Annotated in this window: 17 protein-coding genes; 5 read left to right on the top strand and 12 right to left on the bottom strand. The window is 38.4% G+C overall.

The window, feature by feature from the left end:
• Positions 1-44 precede the first annotated feature (44 nt).
• Together menD and K6J66_RS03635 are read right to left on the bottom strand one after the other, a co-directional pair.
• On the bottom strand, positions 45-1,751 hold the full coding sequence (gene menD / locus K6J66_RS03640) for a 2-succinyl-5-enolpyruvyl-6-hydroxy-3-cyclohexene-1-carboxylic-acid synthase (protein WP_110442560.1): 1,707 nt from the start codon (positions 1,749-1,751) through the stop codon (positions 45-47).
• A 15-nt stretch (positions 1,752-1,766) separates the two neighbouring features.
• Positions 1,767-2,924 (bottom strand): isochorismate synthase, encoded by a 1,158-nt coding sequence (locus K6J66_RS03635; protein WP_238144207.1) that lies wholly within the window; start codon positions 2,922-2,924, stop codon positions 1,767-1,769.
• Here K6J66_RS03635 and K6J66_RS03630 point away from each other — a divergent pair.
• The 3 genes from K6J66_RS03630 to mtr all read left to right on the top strand — a co-directional run bounded on the left by K6J66_RS03630 (position 2,828) and on the right by mtr (position 5,782).
• On the top strand, positions 2,828-3,241 hold the full coding sequence (locus K6J66_RS03630; protein ID WP_229380856.1) for a hypothetical protein: 414 nt from the start codon (positions 2,828-2,830) through the stop codon (positions 3,239-3,241). The genes K6J66_RS03635 and K6J66_RS03630 overlap by 97 nt on opposite strands.
• Positions 3,195-4,409 carry a pyridoxal phosphate-dependent aminotransferase gene (locus K6J66_RS03625; protein ID WP_015701553.1) on the top strand — a complete coding sequence of 405 codons (1,215 nt, stop codon included), beginning with the start codon at positions 3,195-3,197 and terminating at the stop codon, positions 4,407-4,409. Before K6J66_RS03630 ends, K6J66_RS03625 begins: the two co-directional genes overlap by 47 nt.
• Positions 4,410-4,525: 116 nt before the next feature.
• On the top strand, positions 4,526-5,782 hold the full coding sequence (gene mtr / locus K6J66_RS03620; protein ID WP_005665311.1) for a tryptophan permease: 1,257 nt from the start codon (positions 4,526-4,528) through the stop codon (positions 5,780-5,782).
• A 107-nt stretch (positions 5,783-5,889) separates the two neighbouring features.
• On the opposite strand, the gene K6J66_RS03615 is transcribed toward mtr, so the two are convergent.
• The 5 genes from K6J66_RS03615 to K6J66_RS03595 all read right to left on the bottom strand — a co-directional run bounded on the left by K6J66_RS03615 (position 5,890) and on the right by K6J66_RS03595 (position 11,382).
• Positions 5,890-7,257: an L-serine ammonia-lyase gene (locus tag K6J66_RS03615; RefSeq protein ID WP_005660692.1), complete on the bottom strand. Its 1,368-nt coding sequence runs from the start codon at positions 7,255-7,257 to the stop codon at positions 5,890-5,892.
• A gap of 34 nt (positions 7,258-7,291) precedes the next feature.
• Positions 7,292-8,530: an HAAAP family serine/threonine permease gene (locus K6J66_RS03610; RefSeq protein WP_038439221.1), complete on the bottom strand. Its 1,239-nt coding sequence runs from the start codon at positions 8,528-8,530 to the stop codon at positions 7,292-7,294.
• 222 nt (positions 8,531-8,752) lie between these two features.
• Positions 8,753-10,921, bottom strand: a complete 2,169-nt coding sequence (locus K6J66_RS03605) for a heavy metal translocating P-type ATPase (protein WP_038439223.1) — start codon at positions 10,919-10,921, stop codon at positions 8,753-8,755.
• Positions 10,896-11,102, bottom strand: coding sequence for a heavy-metal-associated domain-containing protein (locus K6J66_RS03600; RefSeq protein ID WP_005686717.1), 207 nt, complete (start codon positions 11,100-11,102; stop codon positions 10,896-10,898). Before K6J66_RS03600 ends, K6J66_RS03605 begins: the two co-directional genes overlap by 26 nt.
• Before the next feature lie 73 nt (positions 11,103-11,175).
• Positions 11,176-11,382: a heavy-metal-associated domain-containing protein gene (locus K6J66_RS03595; protein ID WP_005666693.1), complete on the bottom strand. Its 207-nt coding sequence runs from the start codon at positions 11,380-11,382 to the stop codon at positions 11,176-11,178.
• 76 nt (positions 11,383-11,458) lie between these two features.
• Here K6J66_RS03595 and cueR point away from each other — a divergent pair, with 76 nt between their 5' ends.
• Entirely contained in the window at positions 11,459-11,845 is a 387-nt protein-coding gene (cueR, locus tag K6J66_RS03590) for a Cu(I)-responsive transcriptional regulator (RefSeq protein ID WP_038439225.1), read from the top strand.
• 13 nt (positions 11,846-11,858) lie between these two features.
• Here the strand turns inward: cueR and metJ are convergent, their stop codons facing one another.
• Positions 11,859-12,176, bottom strand: coding sequence for a met regulon transcriptional regulator MetJ (gene metJ / locus K6J66_RS03585; protein ID WP_005631186.1), 318 nt, complete (start codon positions 12,174-12,176; stop codon positions 11,859-11,861).
• A 247-nt stretch (positions 12,177-12,423) separates the two neighbouring features.
• Between metJ and rho the strand changes: the two genes are divergently transcribed.
• The gene (gene rho, locus K6J66_RS03580) at positions 12,424-13,686 is read left to right on the top strand and encodes a transcription termination factor Rho (protein ID WP_005666690.1); all 1,263 of its coding nucleotides are present in this window, start codon (positions 12,424-12,426) and stop codon (positions 13,684-13,686) included.
• 54 nt (positions 13,687-13,740) lie between these two features.
• Here rho and K6J66_RS03575 read toward each other — a convergent pair whose 3' ends face one another.
• From K6J66_RS03575 to K6J66_RS03560, 4 genes are read right to left on the bottom strand one after another with little or no spacing between them, the layout of a single operon-like run.
• A complete protein-coding gene (locus K6J66_RS03575; RefSeq protein WP_038439227.1) occupies positions 13,741-14,433 on the bottom strand; it encodes a prepilin peptidase in 693 nt (230 codons plus the stop codon).
• On the bottom strand, positions 14,430-15,650 hold the full coding sequence (locus tag K6J66_RS03570; protein WP_038439228.1) for a type II secretion system F family protein: 1,221 nt from the start codon (positions 15,648-15,650) through the stop codon (positions 14,430-14,432). The genes K6J66_RS03575 and K6J66_RS03570 overlap by 4 nt, the downstream gene beginning before the upstream one ends.
• Positions 15,647-17,044 carry a GspE/PulE family protein gene (locus tag K6J66_RS03565; RefSeq protein ID WP_038439229.1) on the bottom strand — a complete coding sequence of 466 codons (1,398 nt, stop codon included), beginning with the start codon at positions 17,042-17,044 and terminating at the stop codon, positions 15,647-15,649. The genes K6J66_RS03570 and K6J66_RS03565 overlap by 4 nt, the downstream gene beginning before the upstream one ends.
• Positions 17,041-17,490 (bottom strand): prepilin-type N-terminal cleavage/methylation domain-containing protein, encoded by a 450-nt coding sequence (locus K6J66_RS03560; RefSeq protein ID WP_038439231.1) that lies wholly within the window; start codon positions 17,488-17,490, stop codon positions 17,041-17,043. Before K6J66_RS03560 ends, K6J66_RS03565 begins: the two co-directional genes overlap by 4 nt.
• Positions 17,491-17,594: the final 104 nt, after the last annotated feature.

Below are 17,594 nucleotides of genomic sequence, written 5' to 3'. Positions count from 1 at the left end.
GGATTATTTAAAATATGGCGGACTAAAGCCCGCCTACAGAATACTTAAGCACCAATCACGGCGTGACTAATTTGATCGATTAAGCGTTTATACAAACTACTACCATCACTCGGATTCGTTTTAATTTCAATTAACGTTGCCTTGCGGCGACTATAAGCCTGTTTAACAACGGAATTGAGATCCGCCCAAGTATAAGGATGAGCGTATTTAAGATCGAACATTGCCGCGATTTGAGAAAAATCGCCATTATGCGGTAATCGATAGAACTGATCTTTGACTTGTTCATCCACAGGTAACATATCAAAAATCGCGCCACCATTATTATTGATCACAAAGATTAGCGTTGGTTGCGTAACGTTTTTGAATAATGCGAAAGAATTCAAATCATATAAAGTGGACGTATCGCCAATCACCGCAACAACAGGTTTATTTGAACCAATACCTATTCCAGCAGCAGTAGCCAACAAACCATCAATTCCACTCGCACCACGATTGGTATAAACGGGATAACTTTCTGGTAATTGCGTTAGCGCATCAACTAGACGAACAAGTAAACTATTACCTAAAAATAAAACACCGTTATAAGGTAAAAGTGTTGGTAAACGTAATGCGAGCGAGGCTTCCGTTAAATTTCCACCTACTTGCTGTTCAATAAAGGTCGCACAGAACTTAGATAAAGCTAACGGCTCAAGCAACCAAGGCTTTTGGCGTAAAGGTGGATGTGCACGCAACCAATGATGCGCTTTAGCATTGAATCTTGTCAATGAATGATGGTAAGGATCTAATGCTTTACCGCTTTGTTCAACTAGCCAAAATTCCCCTTTAAACGCTTGCAAGAATTGATTAATGCGTTTACTAATAAAACGCGCGCCAAATTGAATCACAATATCAGCTTGTAGAAGTTTTTCACGAACAGTTTGGTTTGCTAGCCAAATATCTTCATAAGGTGTCGTTGGAACAACACCAGATTGAATATCCGTCAGTAACACCCAGCCCATAGCACTTGCCCAAGAATTAATGCCCATCGCTTGTTCTGCAGGTAATTGACCAACCACAACGACACCACGTTTGGTACGCCAATGATCCCAATTTTCATGCATTAATACTTCGTTTTGTTGGACTTCTACATTTATCCAAGACTTGTTTTGAATTAACCAGCGTTGTAACGGATGTAGCCAACTATGGGAATTTACTTCCTCATCAGTTGCATCATAAAGTGGCTCGGCAAATGGGACATTAATATGAACAACGCCACCTTGTTGTTTTTGTTGGAAAGCTGCCTGTTCAAGTAGAGAAATCAACCATTGTGCAGAATAATCAGCGTTCGGTTTAGGTAAATTAACATTTGCAACTGGATACTGACCAAACATATTTTGTTGCAAAATAGCTTGATTTGCACCGCACTCCCAAAGTTCTGGTGGACGATCAGCAGTTAAAACAAATAAATTCACACCAGTTTGGCGTGCTTCAATAATTGCTGGATAAAGGTTTGCTGTTGCAGTACCTGATGTAACAATAATTGCAACAGGCGATTGAGTTGCCTTAGCAATACCCAAAGCAAAAAAACCTAAACCGCGTTCATCAAAATGCGTATGACAAGTGACTGAACCTGCATTTTGCAAACGTACGGCTTCTAGAGTTAAAGGTGTCGAACGCGAACCTGGCGCGATACAAACGTGAGAAACGCCTTGGCGCACCAAGGTTTCTAAAATCACTTTCGACCAACAACGATTAAACACGCTTACCGACATTTTTTTTCTCCGTTATCATTTTTCTTCTGCAAACAAGGAAATTAACCCTGCTGCTTTACGTTCAATTTCTTTCCATTCTTCCAATGGCTGCGAGCCTGCCACAATGCCCGCGCCAGCAAATACACGAATACGATGACCTTCAATAAAAGCAGAACGAATCGCCACACAAAACTCTGAACATACATCGCTCATCACGCCCAATGTTCCCGCATACCAGCCTCGATCAAAGGTTTCGATTTCTGACAAAATCATTTTGGCTTGTTGCTGTGGCAAACCAGATACTGCAGCCGTAGGATGAATCGCTTTTAATATATTTACATCTGCATAATGTGCGGTCAAATTTGCACGAATTTTACGAATCAAATGTTGTACTTTACGTAACGGTTTCAATTCCACATTGCTTACATCAAAACTTTCTACTTGCTTACGTAAATTCTGCGAAATATCTTTTACGACTAACCAATTTTCTTTTAAATTTTTCTCGTCATTTAATAACCAATTGGCTTGAGATTGCGTTTCTTCCTCACTTTCAGAAACTGATGCTGTCCCCGCCAAAGCCTCTGTTAGCAACAAATTATACTCACGAGCAAATAGGCGTTCTGGCGTAGAACCAACAAAAACCGAATGAAAATTTTCAGCCCATAAAAAATGATAACAACCTTGATTTTGTTTTTCGCTTTCTGCTAAAAAATCGTACGCATTAATCGCTTGCTTTAAATGAAAAGTGGTTTCATTGGCTAACACAATTTTTGTCAGCTCTCCACTTTTAATTTCTACCAAAGCCTGATTGACCCAATCACACCAAGTTCTTTCATTAGCTCGAGGCTCTGTATGCAAAGGAATTTGTTTTGGCAACGCAGAAAGTGCGGTGAGATTTTCAAAAGTTTTGAGGTGGGCTAAAGTATCATTCGCACTTTGCTCATCTTTCACAAAAAAGGATACCAACGTGCCTTTATTATCCTGTTCAACAAGCATTTTGGGTAATACAAATTGTGCAGTGCCTTGAAATTGCAAACCGCCGACCAGTGGAAAACCACTTTCTTCAATAAACTCTTGTGCTAAATTTAACTGTGAAAATGACTGCACTGCCCCAAGCGCAGCCAGTGCTTTTTCTTCATCACGAAAATGTAAATAAAATTGAGGATACGCAGATTGACCTTTCAGCCACGCCAACAAATCGACCTTGTCCAGTTTTACCTGAAAACGGACAAGTTCATTCGTTGATTGCTGTAAATATGCGTGAATTTGCGATTTTAACTCGCCTATTGCCTGCGCTAAATAACTCATTAGATTTTGTTTTAAATACACAAAAAATTAGCCGTATTCTACCGCAGATTGTTAATGACAAAAAATTTTTTTACAAAATCTTTTCAATATTAAAAATTCAGCGTAAATTAACCGCACTTTTCTCGAAAAATTTATTAGAAACAAAAGGATTTCACTATGCGATTATTCCCAAAATCCGACAAATTAGAACACGTATGTTATGACATTCGCGGACCAGTGCACAAAGAAGCACTACGCTTAGAAGAAGAAGGCAATAAAATTTTAAAATTAAATATCGGCAACCCCGCACCTTTCGGCTTTGAAGCACCAGATGAAATTTTGGTGGACGTATTGCGTAATTTGCCGTCAGCTCAAGGCTACTGTGATTCAAAAGGTTTATATTCTGCTCGTAAAGCCATTGTTCAATATTATCAATCAAAAGGGATTCACGGCGCGACCGTCAATGATGTGTATATTGGTAACGGCGTATCTGAGCTTATCACAATGGCCATGCAAGCATTACTCAATGATGGTGATGAAGTACTCGTGCCAATGCCTGATTATCCGCTTTGGACTGCTGCGGTAACACTTTCTGGCGGCAAGGCTGTTCATTACCTTTGTGATGAAGAAGCAAATTGGTTCCCCGCTATTGATGATATTAAAGCGAAAGTGAATACGAAAACTAAAGCGATTGTCATCATCAACCCGAACAACCCAACGGGTGCTGTGTATAGCAAAGAATTATTACAAGAAGTTGTGGAAATCGCGCGCCAAAATAATTTGATCATCTTTGCAGACGAAATCTACGACAAAATTTTATATGATGGCGCAGTGCATCATCACATTGCCGCACTAGCTCCTGATTTATTAACCGTTACATTGAATGGGTTATCAAAAGCTTATCGAGTTGCAGGCTTCCGTCAAGGTTGGATGATTTTAAACGGCCCAAAACATAATGCGAAAGGTTATATTGAAGGCTTGGATATGCTGGCATCAATGCGTTTATGTGCCAACGTACCAATGCAACATGCAATTCAAACTGCACTTGGTGGCTATCAAAGTATTAATGAATTTATTTTACCAGGTGGTCGATTACTTGAGCAACGAAACAAAGCCTACGATCTCATCACTCAAATTCCAGGCATTACTTGCGTGAAACCAATGGGGGCGATGTATATGTTCCCGAAAATTGATGTGAAAAAATTCAATATTCACAGTGATGAAAAAATGGTGCTGGATTTACTCCGCCAAGAAAAAGTACTACTTGTGCACGGTAAAGGATTTAATTGGCATTCACCTGATCACTTCCGTGTTGTCACCCTTCCTTATGTGAATCAGCTTGAAGAAGCCATTACAAAATTAGCAAGATTTTTGTCGGATTACCGTCAATAATGAATGCTTTGACAACATTACAAAGGGGACTAAATGTCCCCTTTTTATCGATATAAATATATTGCACTTTCCTTGCGTACTATTATAATAGTGCAAATTTATTTTAGAGGCATTTTATGATACAACAAAAATCTCCTTCTCTCTTAGGCGGTGCAATGATCATTGCAGGTACAGCGATTGGTGCAGGCATGCTGGCTAACCCAACTTCAACGGCAGGTGTATGGTTTATCGGTTCAATTCTTGCTTTAATTTATACTTGGTTTTGTATGACAACCTCAGGATTAATGATCCTAGAAGCTAATCTACATTATCCAACAGGTTCAAGTTTTGACACTATCGTTAAAGATTTATTAGGAAAAAGTTGGAATATTATCAACGGTCTTTCTGTTGCTTTCGTCTTGTATATTTTGACTTATGCCTACATAACCTCAGGCGGAGGCATTACACAAAATCTGCTCAACCAAGCATTCAGTTCTGCTGAAAGTGCGGTAGATATTGGGCGAACTTCAGGATCTTTAATTTTCTGCCTTATTCTTGCAGCCTTTGTATGGCTTTCAACCAAAGCAGTGGATCGTTTCACAACCGTGTTAATTGTCGGGATGGTGGTTGCTTTTTTCCTTTCTACTACTGGTTTATTAAGCTCTGTAAAAACAGCAGTTTTATTCAATACCGTTGCTGAAAGTGAGCAAACATATTTACCTTATTTATTGACCGCACTTCCAGTTTGTCTCGTGTCGTTTGGTTTCCACGGAAATGTCCCGAGTCTCGTCAAATATTACGATCGTGATGGTCGTCGCGTGATGAAATCGATCTTTATTGGTACGGGCTTAGCATTAGTGATTTACATCTTATGGCAGCTCGCTGTACAAGGTAATTTACCACGCACTGAATTTGCGCCAGTCATTGAAAAAGGCGGCGATGTTTCTGCATTATTAGAGGCTTTACATAAATATATTGAAGTGGAATACCTTTCCGTCGCATTAAATTTCTTTGCTTATATGGCAATTTCTACTTCATTCTTAGGCGTCACTTTAGGGTTATTTGACTATATTGCGGATCTATTTAAATTTGACGATAGCTTATTGGGCAGAACAAAAACAACACTTGTTACTTTTTTACCGCCATTATTGCTAAGCCTGCAATTTCCTTATGGATTTGTGATTGCCATTGGTTACGCTGGATTGGCGGCAACAATTTGGGCTGCAATTGTCCCCGCACTTCTTGCCAAAGCAAGCCGTCAAAAATTCCCACAAGCAAGTTATAAAGTATACGGCGGAAATTTTATGATTGGTTTTGTAATGTTATTTGGCATATTAAATATTGTGGCGCAAATTGGGGCAAACTTAGGTTGGTTTGCAAGTTTTACTGGGTAAGTTTTAAAAAATAAATTTAAATTATTAAATAGCGATCTGCACTTTAACAGTGGGTTATGTAGTCCAACTAATTCGTGCAGATCAGCCCTTAATTATTTTACTTTTTATTAGTTACAAACAATTTTAACTGCAAGTCCGCCTTGAGATGTTTCGCGATACTTGGCGTTCATATCTTTACCTGTTTCGTACATTGTTTCAATCACTTTATCTAAGCTTACTCTTGGATTGGTGGTGCGGCGTAAAGCCATACGCGATGCATTGATCGCTTTAACTGAAGCAATCGCATTGCGTTCGATACAAGGTACTTGAACTTGACCGCCGACAGGGTCGCAAGTTAATCCTAAATTATGCTCCATTGCAATTTCAGCTGCGATGCATACTTGTAGTGGATTGCCACCCAAAATTTCAGCTAGTCCCGCAGCAGCCATTGAACAGGCTACACCCACTTCGCCTTGACAACCCACTTCTGCACCAGAAATAGAAGCGTTCATCTTATAAAGTGAACCAATCATACCCGCTGCTAATAAATAGCGTTCAATGATTTCAGATGTTAATGGCGAGATAAATTTTTCGTAGTAAGCTAATACAGCTGGAATAATCCCACACGCACCGTTAGTTGGAGCTGTGACTACACGTCCACCCGCTGCATTTTCTTCATTGACAGCAAGCGCAAACATATTGACCCAGTCGATCACACGCATTGGATCGTTAGATAAATTCGTATTAGCTTGCAACATACGATAAAGTGAAGCCGCACGACGTGGTACTTTTAATGGGCCGGGTAAAATACCCTCTGTGTGAATGCCGTGTTCAATACAAGCCTGCATCGTTTTCCAAACATTCTCTATATGAGCACTGACAGCCTCTTTGCCATTCAATGCGATTTCATTTTCCAACATCACAGTGGAAAGCATTAAGCCGTTATCACTGCAATGCTTCAAAATATCTTCTGCATTTTTGTAAGGGTAAGGCACTTGGACTGTGGTTTTTTCTTCTTTGCCAAAATGGGCTTCATCGACAATAAAACCACCACCGATCGAATAATAGGTTTGGCGATAAAGCTCTGTGCGATTTTCATCAAGAGCGGTAATTGTCATGCCATTTTCGTGCAATTTTAAAAAAGTGCGGTGGAAAATGAGATTATTTTCAAAATCAAATTTTACCGTTTTTTGATCAATATTAATGGGTAAAAGCGCAGTTTGTTTCACTTTCTCGATGAAACCTGAAATCATATCGATGTCCACATTATGTGGTAAATAACCCGCTAATCCCATAATGATGGCGATATCTGTACTGTGACCTCTCCCTGTCATTGAAAGAGAACCATACACATCCACATGAATTTCAGCTGTTTGTTCAAACTGATTTCGTTTAATTAAGTCGTCTATAAATTGTTTACCCGCTTTCATCGGACCGACCGTGTGGGAACTGGATGGCCCAATTCCCACTTTAAACATATCAAATACGCTAATCATAAATTTCTCAAAATTCGTTAAAAATTAAAAGCGATTATAATAATCCATAAACAACTGCAGAAATAGCAATTAGTCCCATAATTGTTACAAATACATTACTGAAACGTCCGCTGTAGCGTTTCATTGCTGGGATTTTGCGAATCGCATACATTGGCATAATGAATAAAATCATCGCAATGATTGGGCCGCCAAGAGATTCAATTAAGCCTAAGATACTTGGATTAATAATCGCAACGCCCCATAAGGTTAATAAGAAGAAAAGTGCGGTCGCATAATTGAGTTTTTTACGATTTACAGATTCGCCTTTCATTTTCAAATATAAGCCTTCTAATCCTTCACGTGCCCCCATATAGTGACCGAAGAATGAACTTGTAATTGCTAAGAATGCAACAAGCGGGCCAAAATAAGAGATATATGGATTATCAAATTTATTTGCTAAGAAAGACAAGATACTAATATTCTGTTCTTTTGCTGCCACTAATTCTTCAGGTGTTAGTGTTAATACACAGCTAAATACGAAGAACATTACGAAGAATAATAAAATCGTTGAAGCGCCTTTTTCTGTATGGCTGATATGGCGTTCTGCGCCCTCAAACGTTTTGTATTCACGGAATTGTGAGCAAGTGAACGATGAAGTCGCTGGCGAATGGTTAAATGAAAATACTAATACGGGAATGGTTAGCCATAAAGTGGTTAAGAAACCACCTGCTGTTGGAAATTCATATAATACGGCACTATTCCATTCAGGAATTAAGTAAATAGAAAGAACAAATAAAATTAAGACTAACGGATAAACAAGCCATTCTGTGATTTTTAACATCACTTTTTCATTAAATAACATCACGGAAATCAATACCGCAATTAATAAAAAAGAGAGAATGACTCGATTTGGTGATGCCATACCAAGTTGATTTACAATAAAAGAATCTACGGTGTTAGTAATACCGTTACCGTAAATTAACAGAATAGGGAAAATTGCGAAAAAATAAAGTAAGGTAATAAGTTTACCAGCGGTTTTACCAAAGTGTTCTTCCACTACTTCAGTAATATCGCTGCCAGGCTTTTTAGATGAAAGCACAAAATAAGCTAAGCCACGGTGAGCAAAATAAGTCATTGGCCCGACGATAATTGCCATTAAAACTAACGGCCAAAATCCACCCATCCCTGCGTTAATCGGCAAGAACAATACGCCCGCGCCAACCGCCGTACCGAAAAGGTTTAACATCCATGTTGCATCAAATTTGTTCCATTTGAGTTTTTCTGTTGATTTCATAGTTTGCTCCAAAGCATAAATTACTTAAATTTGTCAATTTGTAGAGCAAAATATGCCCTAACAAAATTTGAGTATTATGTTATGCCGATAAATAGAGAATCTCAAAGAGAAAATTCTAAAATTGTGATCAAGTTAAAATTTTTTTATAAAAAGTGCGGTAATTTTCAGCGACAAAAAAATCGGTGCGATGACGACACCGATTGCGTATAAAAATAAATGAAATTAGAACCGCACTTTTTTCAATCTTAAGGAGTTCATCAATACGGAAATTGAGCTCAACGCCATAGCAGCACCAGCGATTATAGGGCTAAGAAAACCGAAAGCTGCAAGGGGTATGCCGAGAATATTGTAAATCAAAGCAAAAAATAGATTTTGTTTGATATTTTTCAAGGTTGCTATTGCAATAAAAAGTGCATCCACAAGTTGATTCACCGAATGTTGCATAAGCGTTGCAGAGGCAGTTTGTTCTGCAATATCTGAACCTGATTTCATCGCAAAACTGACGTTTGCCGCGGCTAAAGCAGGCGCATCATTTATTCCATCGCCTACCATTGCGACAATATGACCTTGAGCTTTCAGCTTTTGGATTTGTTCCGCCTTATCTCTAGGACTGAGTCCACCAAAGGCTTTCTTAATGCCGAGCTGTTTTGCTATGTAATCAACGACAGATTGTTGATCGCCACTCATAATTACGACATCAATATTTTGCTGTTGTAAGCGTTGAATGGCGTGCAAGCTATCGTTTTTTAAAGTATCCGTCAGTGCAAATGCACCGATGGGTTCATCATTTATGGATACTGCGACAATGCTCGCAATTTGCCAAATATCCTCTAAATTTTTAGGCAAGATTAAACCGCAATAATCAGGTTTACCGACTTTTATTGTTCCCACTTGTTCTAATTCGGCTTGAATGCCTTGACCCACTTCCATCTTTGAAAAAAGTGCGGTGGGAATTTCTAACATTTTTTGTTCTGCTGCTTGCACAATAGCTTTTGCAATTGGGTGGTTAGCTTGTCGTTCAACTGCTGCTGCAAAACGATACAAATCGTCTTCAGAATACACCGCACTTTGTGGCTGCCATAAAGCAGAGATTTCAAGCTCTCCTTTTGTTAATGTGCCAGTTTTATCAAGTACAACGGTATCCACGTGGGCGGTTTCCTCCATTGCAGCCGCATCTTTAAACCATACGCCAGCATTGACTGCTTTACCTAAACCAACCATTATGGCTGCTGGTGTGGCTAATCCCAAGGCACAAGGGCAAGCAATCACAAGCACGGATACCGCGTGAATTAGTGAAGACACACTATCATTCGTCAGAATATAAGTGAGTGCGAAAGTAACAAGTGAAATCACTAAAACGACAGGAACAAACACGGAAGCAACTTTGTCAGCAAATCGAGCAATGGGTGCTTTTGAACCTTGTGCATCTGATAATGCATTCATCATATCGCCAAGTAAGGTTTGGCTACCAAGCTGATTTGCTCGATAGATAATAGAACCTTCTGTTACCATCGCCCCCGCTAATACTTTTCCACCTTTCTGTTTTTCTTCTGGACGAGACTCGCCCGTTAAATGGCTTTCATCACACCATCCATTTCCACTTTCAATTATGCCGTCTGCCGCAATACGTTCGCCTTGATTCGCACGAATGATTTCGCCGATATTGACTTGGTCAAGAGCAATTTCAGTCCATTTTTCATTACGTAAAACAGTGACTTTTTTCGGTGTCAGCTGCAAGAGCATACTCAAACTATTTAGGCTGTGCTTTTTAGTGCGATCTTCAAGAAATTTTCCAAGACTGACAAAACCAATTACCATTACAGAAGCTTCAAAATACACATGCCCCATTGCATGATCGGCGTGGTAAAACAGCATAAAAGCAGAATAAAGATAAATAGTGAGCGTTCCTGTGCTGACAAGGACATCCATATTGGCAAGTCCACCACGAATACTACCGATTGCTCCGCGATAAAATGGAATGGCTAACCAAAGTTGCACAATGCTTGCTAATGCAAATTGCCAAATCGGCGGTAACATCAAGTGATGTGAGCCACTCATCATGCCAAGCATACCAATCAGAAATGGAATATTGATTATCCAAAGTATGATTAATCGCCAAGGGATTGATGTATTTTCTTCTATTGGTAATTCATTGGCTTGTTTGATATGAGCAGAAAAACCTGTTTTATGGATAATCTCGATAATTTGAGTTTCGCTTGCTTGCGTAGCGTCAAATACAACTTGTGCTTCTTCGACGGCAAAATTCACTCCCGCTTGTTGCACAAATGGTTTTTTATTTAAAACTTTTTCAATGCGATTGGCACAAGATTGGCAGGTCATCCCACCAATCTGAATTGAAATTTTTTTACTCTGTGGCGTCAAATCCAGCATCTTCAATGACCTCAATCAACTGTGCAACATTGACTCGATTTTCATCAAAAGTAATATTTGATTTACCCTCTAATTGCACATCAGCAGATTGTACACCATCTAATTCAGTTAAAACTTGAGTAAGACTTTTTACGCAACAGCCGCAATGTATGCCTTTTATGTTTAATGTGATAGTTTTCATTTTTACTCCTTGTTAGTTGTTTTATTGATGAATGCGATTGGCAGGCCATCCCACCAATCTGAATTGAAATTTTTTACTCTGTGGCGTCAAATCCAGCATCTTCAATGACCTCAATCAGCTGTGCAACATTGACTCGATTTTCATCAAAAGTAATATTTACTTTACCCTCTAATTGCACATCAGCAGATTGTACACCATCTAATTCAGTTAAAACTTGAGTAAGACTTTTTACGCAACAGCCGCAATGTATGCCTTTTATGTTTAATGTGATAGTTTTCATTTTTACTCCTTGTTAGTTGTTTTATTGATGGTTAAACTATAAACCTTTACATAAGGTTAAGGTCAAGAAGTTTTTTATGAATATTAGTGAAGCCGCAAAATTAGTAGGTTTATCTACAAAACAAATCCGTGATTATGAAAAAATAGGGTTAATTAAACCCGCTGTTCGCAGTTTGTCAGGCTATCGAAATTATGGAGAAAGTGATTTAGAAAGATTGCATTTTATTCGTCATTCACGGGATGTGGGATTTTCACTACATCAAATCGCACAATTATTAGCACTACAAGATAATCCTAAGCGTAGCTGCCGAGAAGTGAAAGTGCTAACTGCTCAACATATTGCGACATTAAATCAACAAATAGAACAGTTACAAAAAATGGTACAAAAATTGCAGCACTGGCACGACAGTTGTCAGGGCAATGACAACCCTGAATGTTTAATTTTGAATGGCTTGAACGGATAAGTGAAAAGTGCGGTTAATATTCCCAGCTTTCTGGATCGACACCTAATTCACGCATAAGCACTTTGGCATCTTCAGGGATTTCATCATTACGCTCTTTCATTAAATCTGCATCGGTGGGTAAAGGTTGTCCTGTGAATGCGTGTAAGAATGCTTCACAAAGCAATTCACTGTTAGTTGCGTGACGTAAACTTTTTAATTGGCGGCGAGTGCGTTCATTCGTCAAAATTTCCAGTACTTTAATGGGAATAGATACTGTAATTTTTTTTACTTGCTCACTTTTTTTGCCGTGTTCTGCATAAGGGCTGATATATTTTCCGTCCCAATTCGCCATAATTTCCCTTAAGTGCTTATTGATAACCTTACAAATTGTCCGTATTCTAATTAAAAATCAAATAAATAACAATCTAGACGGCTAAACTTCCAAAATAAGTTCTTAAAAAAAGTGCGGTAATTTTTTATATTAAATGCTAATAAAAGCTAGACAGCGTAGGGTTTTAGTGGTAATTTACGCGCCATTCAAAGGGTGCAAGCCCACCATTCGAATAATCAATTCTTATTAATTCCAACATTTATTCATTATGCATTTAACAGAACTTAAAAATACGCCTGTTTCTGATCTTGTGAAACTCGGCGAGGAGCAAATGGGCTTAGAAAATTTAGCTCGTTTGCGTAAACAAGATATTGTCTTTGCAATCTTAAAACAGCACGCCAAAAGTGGCGAAGATATTTTCGGCGGTGGCGTGTTAGAAATTTTACCAGATGGTTTTGGTTTCCTTCGTTCTGCTGATAGCTCCTACCTTGCAGGCCCTGATGATATCTATGTTTCCCCAAGTCAAATTCGTCGTTTTAATCTTCAAACTGGGGATAAAATCGAAGGCAAAATTCGTCCACCAAAAGAAGGCGAACGTTATTTTGCACTTTTAAAAATTGATCAAGTTAATGATGACAAACCAGAAGTTTCTCGTAGCAAAATCTTATTTGAAAACTTAACGCCATTACATGCTAACTCTCGTTTAAGAATGGAGCGAGGCAATGGCTCAACAGAAGATTTAACTGCCCGTATTTTGGATTTAGCCTCGCCAATTGGTAAAGGCCAACGTGGTTTGATCGTAGCTCCGCCAAAAGCGGGTAAAACAATGTTGTTGCAAAATATTGCACAAAGTATCACGCATAATTATCCTGATGTGGAACTTATCGTATTACTGATTGATGAACGCCCAGAAGAAGTGACAGAAATGCAACGTTCAGTAAAAGGCGAAGTCATTGCTTCTACTTTTGATGAGCCAGCAACTCGTCACGTTCAAGTGGCAGAAATGGTAATCGAAAAAGCGAAACGTTCAGTAGAGCATAAAAAAGATGTGGTGATTTTACTTGACTCTATTACCCGTTTAGCACGTGCTTACAATACAGTCACTCCAGCTTCAGGTAAAATTTTATCTGGTGGTGTGGATGCTAACGCATTGCACCGTCCAAAACGTTTCTTCGGTGCTGCACGTAACGTGGAAGAAGGCGGTAGTTTAACGATTATTGCCACTGCGCTAGTAGATACAGGTTCGAAAATGGATGAAGTGATTTTCGAAGAATTTAAAGGTACAGGTAATATGGAATTACACCTTTCTCGTAAAATTGCAGAAAGACGCGTATTCCCAGCCATTGACTTTCAACGCTCTGGTACTCGTAAAGAAGACTTACTCACAACAGCTGATGAATTACAAAAAATGTGGATTCTTCGTAAGATTCTTAATCCAATGGATGAAGTGGATGCAATGGAATTCTTGATTGATAAGCTGATGATGGCGAAAACCAACGAAGAGTTTTTTGAAGTGATGAAACGTTCGTAAAAGTAACCGCACTTTTATGAAGAACAAGGGGAAAATATTATGTTTTCCCCTTTTTTAATACCAGTAATATTTGACGAAATAAATGATGACAGCCGATAAGTTCATAAAAGGGGCAAAAGGTATAAATTCTTTTTTCTTTTTATGAATAAGCGAAAAACATATTCCAAGAACTGAGGCTAATAATAAAAAGTGCGGCAAGGTTTCTAAATGAATAAAACTTCCTAATGCCATTGCTAGCCAATAATCTCCCCGTCCAAAGGCTTCTTTGCCGTAATAGAATTTTGCAATCCAATAGATTGTGTAGAAAACAATAAAAAAACTTGCCGCACTTTTTATACTTTCAGATAACGTAAGCAATGAAAAGTTATTGTCTGCGCCAAATAAACCGATTGTAAGTAGCCATAAACAGGGTGTCGTAGAAATAAGTTGATAGTGCCAATCAAGATAACTGATTGCCCAAAGGATAAGAAGTGTGAGCCCGAACCATACAGTAAAAATAGAATCTTTGAAGGCAATTTGTAAAAATATAAATCCTACCCCAACACTTAAAAAATACCTCAAAATATGACCGCACTTTTTTTGTTGAATAGAGGAAACGCTAGGCTGAAATGAAAGAAAGTTTTGTGGGAATAATTCAATATAAGTCGCATAAATCTCTTGCTGTAAACGGGTAATAAAACCAGATAGGTAGAACCACAATGCGATCCCTAAGATGCCGCCTAATAAAAACATTGCGAAGTAAATCATTGAATAACAGAGCCCATATTAAAGATAGGTAAATACATTCCCATCATAATAATTCCAATCAGACTGCCGATAATTACCATCATTAATGGTTCTAGCATTTGTGAGAGTAAGTCAATTTGATGATTAAGTTTTTCTTGGTAATTATCCGCGATATGCTCTAGCATCAAAGCGAGTTTTCCGCTTTGTTCGCCAATTTGGAGCATTTGTTGTGCTTCCATCGGGAAAAGATCGCTACTTACACTATCAGAAAACGCATAGCCTTGAGAAACCCATTGTAAAATTGACCGCACTTCTTTATCTAATACGATGTCATTTACAAGCGTTTTCTTGGTTTGCCACGTTTGTGTGCGAGGAAGAAAACTGTCTAGTGCCTGATTAAGCGGTACGCCAGCCTGCAACATAATTTGTAAACTGCGACTAAAGTTCACTAAACGTGAAAGTTTTTGAATTGTGCCAAAAATAGGCGTGACAGAGATAAGTTGGTTTTTCTGTTGATGAAACCAGATCTGGCGTTTTAGATAGAAGTAATAAAATAGAACAAAACTCAAAGCGAAAAATAGCAAAATGCCAATATTTTGCTTAAGAAAATTGGATATAGAGAGCAATATTGCGGTTATTGTTGGTAATTCGGCATTATTGCCACTGTACATTTCAGCAAATTGAGGCACGATAAAAAGCAGTAATGCGAGTGTCAATAATAGAGAAATTCCCAATACCATTGAGGGATATAACATAATTTTCTGTAATTTGCGTTGTAATGCTAAAGATTGGCTACGGTGCGTGGCTATTTTTTTACAAACTACGGCAAGTTTTCCTGTCATTTCTCCCACTTGAATCAGTTGAATTTCTTGTTGTGTGAGATATTTTCCTTGTTGTTCAATTGCTTGTGAGAATGCTAAGCCAGATTCAATGGATTGAAGCAGTCGTTCAAGCCATTCGTTGAGCATAATTTGAGTACAATTTTGTTGCAAAATTTGCAGGCTGTTTTTTAACGGAATGGCAGATTGTAGTAGTGTCGCTAATTGATTGAGTAATTCACTGATTTCTGAATTTTTGGGCTTTGCCACAAATTGCCAGTTTTGTTGTAATTTGATGTGAGTAAGCCCGCAGCTTATTAACTGAAAGTGCGCTTGTTGTTTCGTATCCGCAATAATTGAGCCTTTTTGTTTCTGATTTAATGCGTTACTACCTTGATAATAAAAGAGTTTTTTAGTCATGAGTTTTTACCTAACACACGTTCAATTTCTTTCTCATCTGTTATGCCTTGGCTAACTTTTTCTAAACCACTCTCTCGTAAATTCTCAAAATCCGTTTGATAGCCATTCTGTTGCCAATGTAGAAATTGATACACGCCGATTCGCCCTCGATAACCTTGATGGCAATCACAAGAATTTATTAAATTTCCACCGCACTTTGAACAAAGCTTTCGTACAAGACGTTGTGCAATGACAAGTAGTAAACTGTTTTCAATTTCATACTGCTGAATACCGAGTTGTTGTAAGCGAGAAATGGCAGAAATTGCATCATTGGTATGTAAAGTTGAAAGCACCAAATGCCCCGTTTGGGCGGCACGTAATGCAATCCTTGCACTTTCTTCATCGCGAATTTCACCTAGCATAATGATATCGGGATCTTGACGTAAAAAAGCGCGCAATAGACGGCTAAAATCTAATCCAATCTGTGGATTAATTTGGCTTTGAATAATACCATCAAGCTCAATTTCAATGGGATCTTCCGCTGTCATAATATGTTTATCAGGTGTATTAAGCCATTGAAGTGCGGTGTAAAGTGAGATACTTTTTCCACTTCCTGTTGGGCCAGTGACTAAAATTAATCCTTGTGGCTGGCTAAGTGCGCGTTGAAATGCTTGTTGCTGATTTTCGGTCATACCCAGTTCAGCAAAGCTAAGTTCTACAGGTTTATTTTGTTGCGCTCGCAACACGATTTTTTCGCCCCAATGGGTTGGTAAGGTTGAAAGGCGAAAATCAAGAATATCGGAAAAAGTGGTTTTAAATTGAAATCGTCCATCTTGTGGAAGTCGATTTTCACTAATATCTAATTTAGCCAGTAATTTTAAGCGTGAAATAATACGATTGGCGAATATTTTGCTTATTAAGGGTTGTGGTTGTAAAACACCATCAATTCTAAACCGCACTTGAAACTGATCAGCCAAGGTTTCTAAATGAATATCAGAGGCATTTTTTTGTAAGGCAGATTCAAAAATCTGATTAAGTAAGCGGATAACAGGTTCATCATCTTGTTGTTCAAGATGAGACTGTTCTTGATGTTGGTAATATTTAACTTGCTCTTCCACTTGCATTTGGTGCGGAGTAAGTTGTTGTAACAGTTCTTTGAGTTGGCTGCTTTCTAACAAAATTGGTTCGACAGGTTTTCCTGTTATAAACGAAATGGTTTCACAAGCTGAAAGATTGGAGAGAGAATCAACCCCTAGCCAAAGACGATTATTTTCTTCTTTAATTGGCAAAGCAAAATACCGCAAGAGCAAGGATTGCTGTTGTTGATTGCGTTCCCATAAATCTGGCGAGATCGTAAATATCTCGCCATTTTGAGCGGTTACACGCTGAGTATGAAGTAAAGCATAGCTCGTCATTGTGTGACACTTCCGCAAAAATTTGCTGGAAATAAAGAGGCATCCGTTCCTTTGCAAGTTGTTGTCCAAGTTACACCTGTTGCAGCATTACCTGTAGCTTGCAAAATATATTCCATATTTGCCAATGTGCCATCCCCTTTTACGGTAATGCCACCTGATTGCGTTTTTACTGAGGCTACATAGCCTTTTGCTGTGGTTATATCTGCTGCAATACCATTTTTTCCACCCGTACAATTTGTTGTTTCATTTGTACTATATACACATAATTCCACATCAGCCTTATAAGGCGCTGACGCTTGCAGTAATTCAGATACCGCTGCTTTTTTAGTATAATGTTGATAAGAAGGAATTGCGATAGTGGCTAAAATAGCAATAATTGCAATCACAATCATTAGCTCTATTAATGTAAACCCTTTTTTCAAGGTTTGCTGTGTTGTTAGTTTCATTCATTTTCCTTTTATTAAGCCTTTGTTAGCAACGACATTGTGAAAAGGAAAAATTTGTTTGTAAAATTGACCGCACTTTTTCTGCGAGCCTGATCGCAAAAAAA

It is taken from the genome of Haemophilus influenzae (genome assembly GCF_019703545.1).
Classification (GTDB): domain Bacteria; phylum Pseudomonadota; class Gammaproteobacteria; order Enterobacterales; family Pasteurellaceae; genus Haemophilus; species Haemophilus influenzae_E.
This window is presented reverse-complemented; position numbering and strand designations above follow the sequence as displayed.

What these genes read in the sequence shown, in the direction of transcription:
- menD (WP_110442560.1), bottom strand. Translation starts at nt 1,751, where the DNA reads ATGTCGGTAAGCGTGTTTAATCGTTGTTGGTCGAAAGTGATTTTAGAA.
- K6J66_RS03630 (WP_229380856.1), top strand. Translation starts at nt 2,828, where the DNA reads ATGACTGCACTGCCCCAAGCGCAGCCAGTGCTTTTTCTTCATCACGAA.
- K6J66_RS03625 (WP_015701553.1), top strand. Translation starts at nt 3,195, where the DNA reads ATGCGATTATTCCCAAAATCCGACAAATTAGAACACGTATGTTATGAC.
- mtr (WP_005665311.1), top strand. Translation starts at nt 4,526, where the DNA reads ATGATACAACAAAAATCTCCTTCTCTCTTAGGCGGTGCAATGATCATT.
- K6J66_RS03615 (WP_005660692.1), bottom strand. Translation starts at nt 7,257, where the DNA reads ATGATTAGCGTATTTGATATGTTTAAAGTGGGAATTGGGCCATCCAGT.
- K6J66_RS03610 (WP_038439221.1), bottom strand. Translation starts at nt 8,530, where the DNA reads ATGAAATCAACAGAAAAACTCAAATGGAACAAATTTGATGCAACATGG.
- K6J66_RS03605 (WP_038439223.1), bottom strand. Translation starts at nt 10,921, where the DNA reads ATGCTGGATTTGACGCCACAGAGTAAAAAAATTTCAATTCAGATTGGT.
- K6J66_RS03600 (WP_005686717.1), bottom strand. Translation starts at nt 11,102, where the DNA reads ATGAAAACTATCACATTAAACATAAAAGGCATACATTGCGGCTGTTGC.
- K6J66_RS03595 (WP_005666693.1), bottom strand. Translation starts at nt 11,382, where the DNA reads ATGAAAACTATCACATTAAACATAAAAGGCATACATTGCGGCTGTTGC.
- cueR (WP_038439225.1), top strand. Translation starts at nt 11,459, where the DNA reads ATGAATATTAGTGAAGCCGCAAAATTAGTAGGTTTATCTACAAAACAA.
- metJ (WP_005631186.1), bottom strand. Translation starts at nt 12,176, where the DNA reads ATGGCGAATTGGGACGGAAAATATATCAGCCCTTATGCAGAACACGGC.
- rho (WP_005666690.1), top strand. Translation starts at nt 12,424, where the DNA reads ATGCATTTAACAGAACTTAAAAATACGCCTGTTTCTGATCTTGTGAAA.
- K6J66_RS03575 (WP_038439227.1), bottom strand. Translation starts at nt 14,433, where the DNA reads ATGATTTACTTCGCAATGTTTTTATTAGGCGGCATCTTAGGGATCGCA.
- K6J66_RS03570 (WP_038439228.1), bottom strand. Translation starts at nt 15,650, where the DNA reads ATGACTAAAAAACTCTTTTATTATCAAGGTAGTAACGCATTAAATCAG.
- K6J66_RS03565 (WP_038439229.1), bottom strand. Translation starts at nt 17,044, where the DNA reads ATGACGAGCTATGCTTTACTTCATACTCAGCGTGTAACCGCTCAAAAT.
- K6J66_RS03560 (WP_038439231.1), bottom strand. Translation starts at nt 17,490, where the DNA reads ATGAAACTAACAACACAGCAAACCTTGAAAAAAGGGTTTACATTAATA.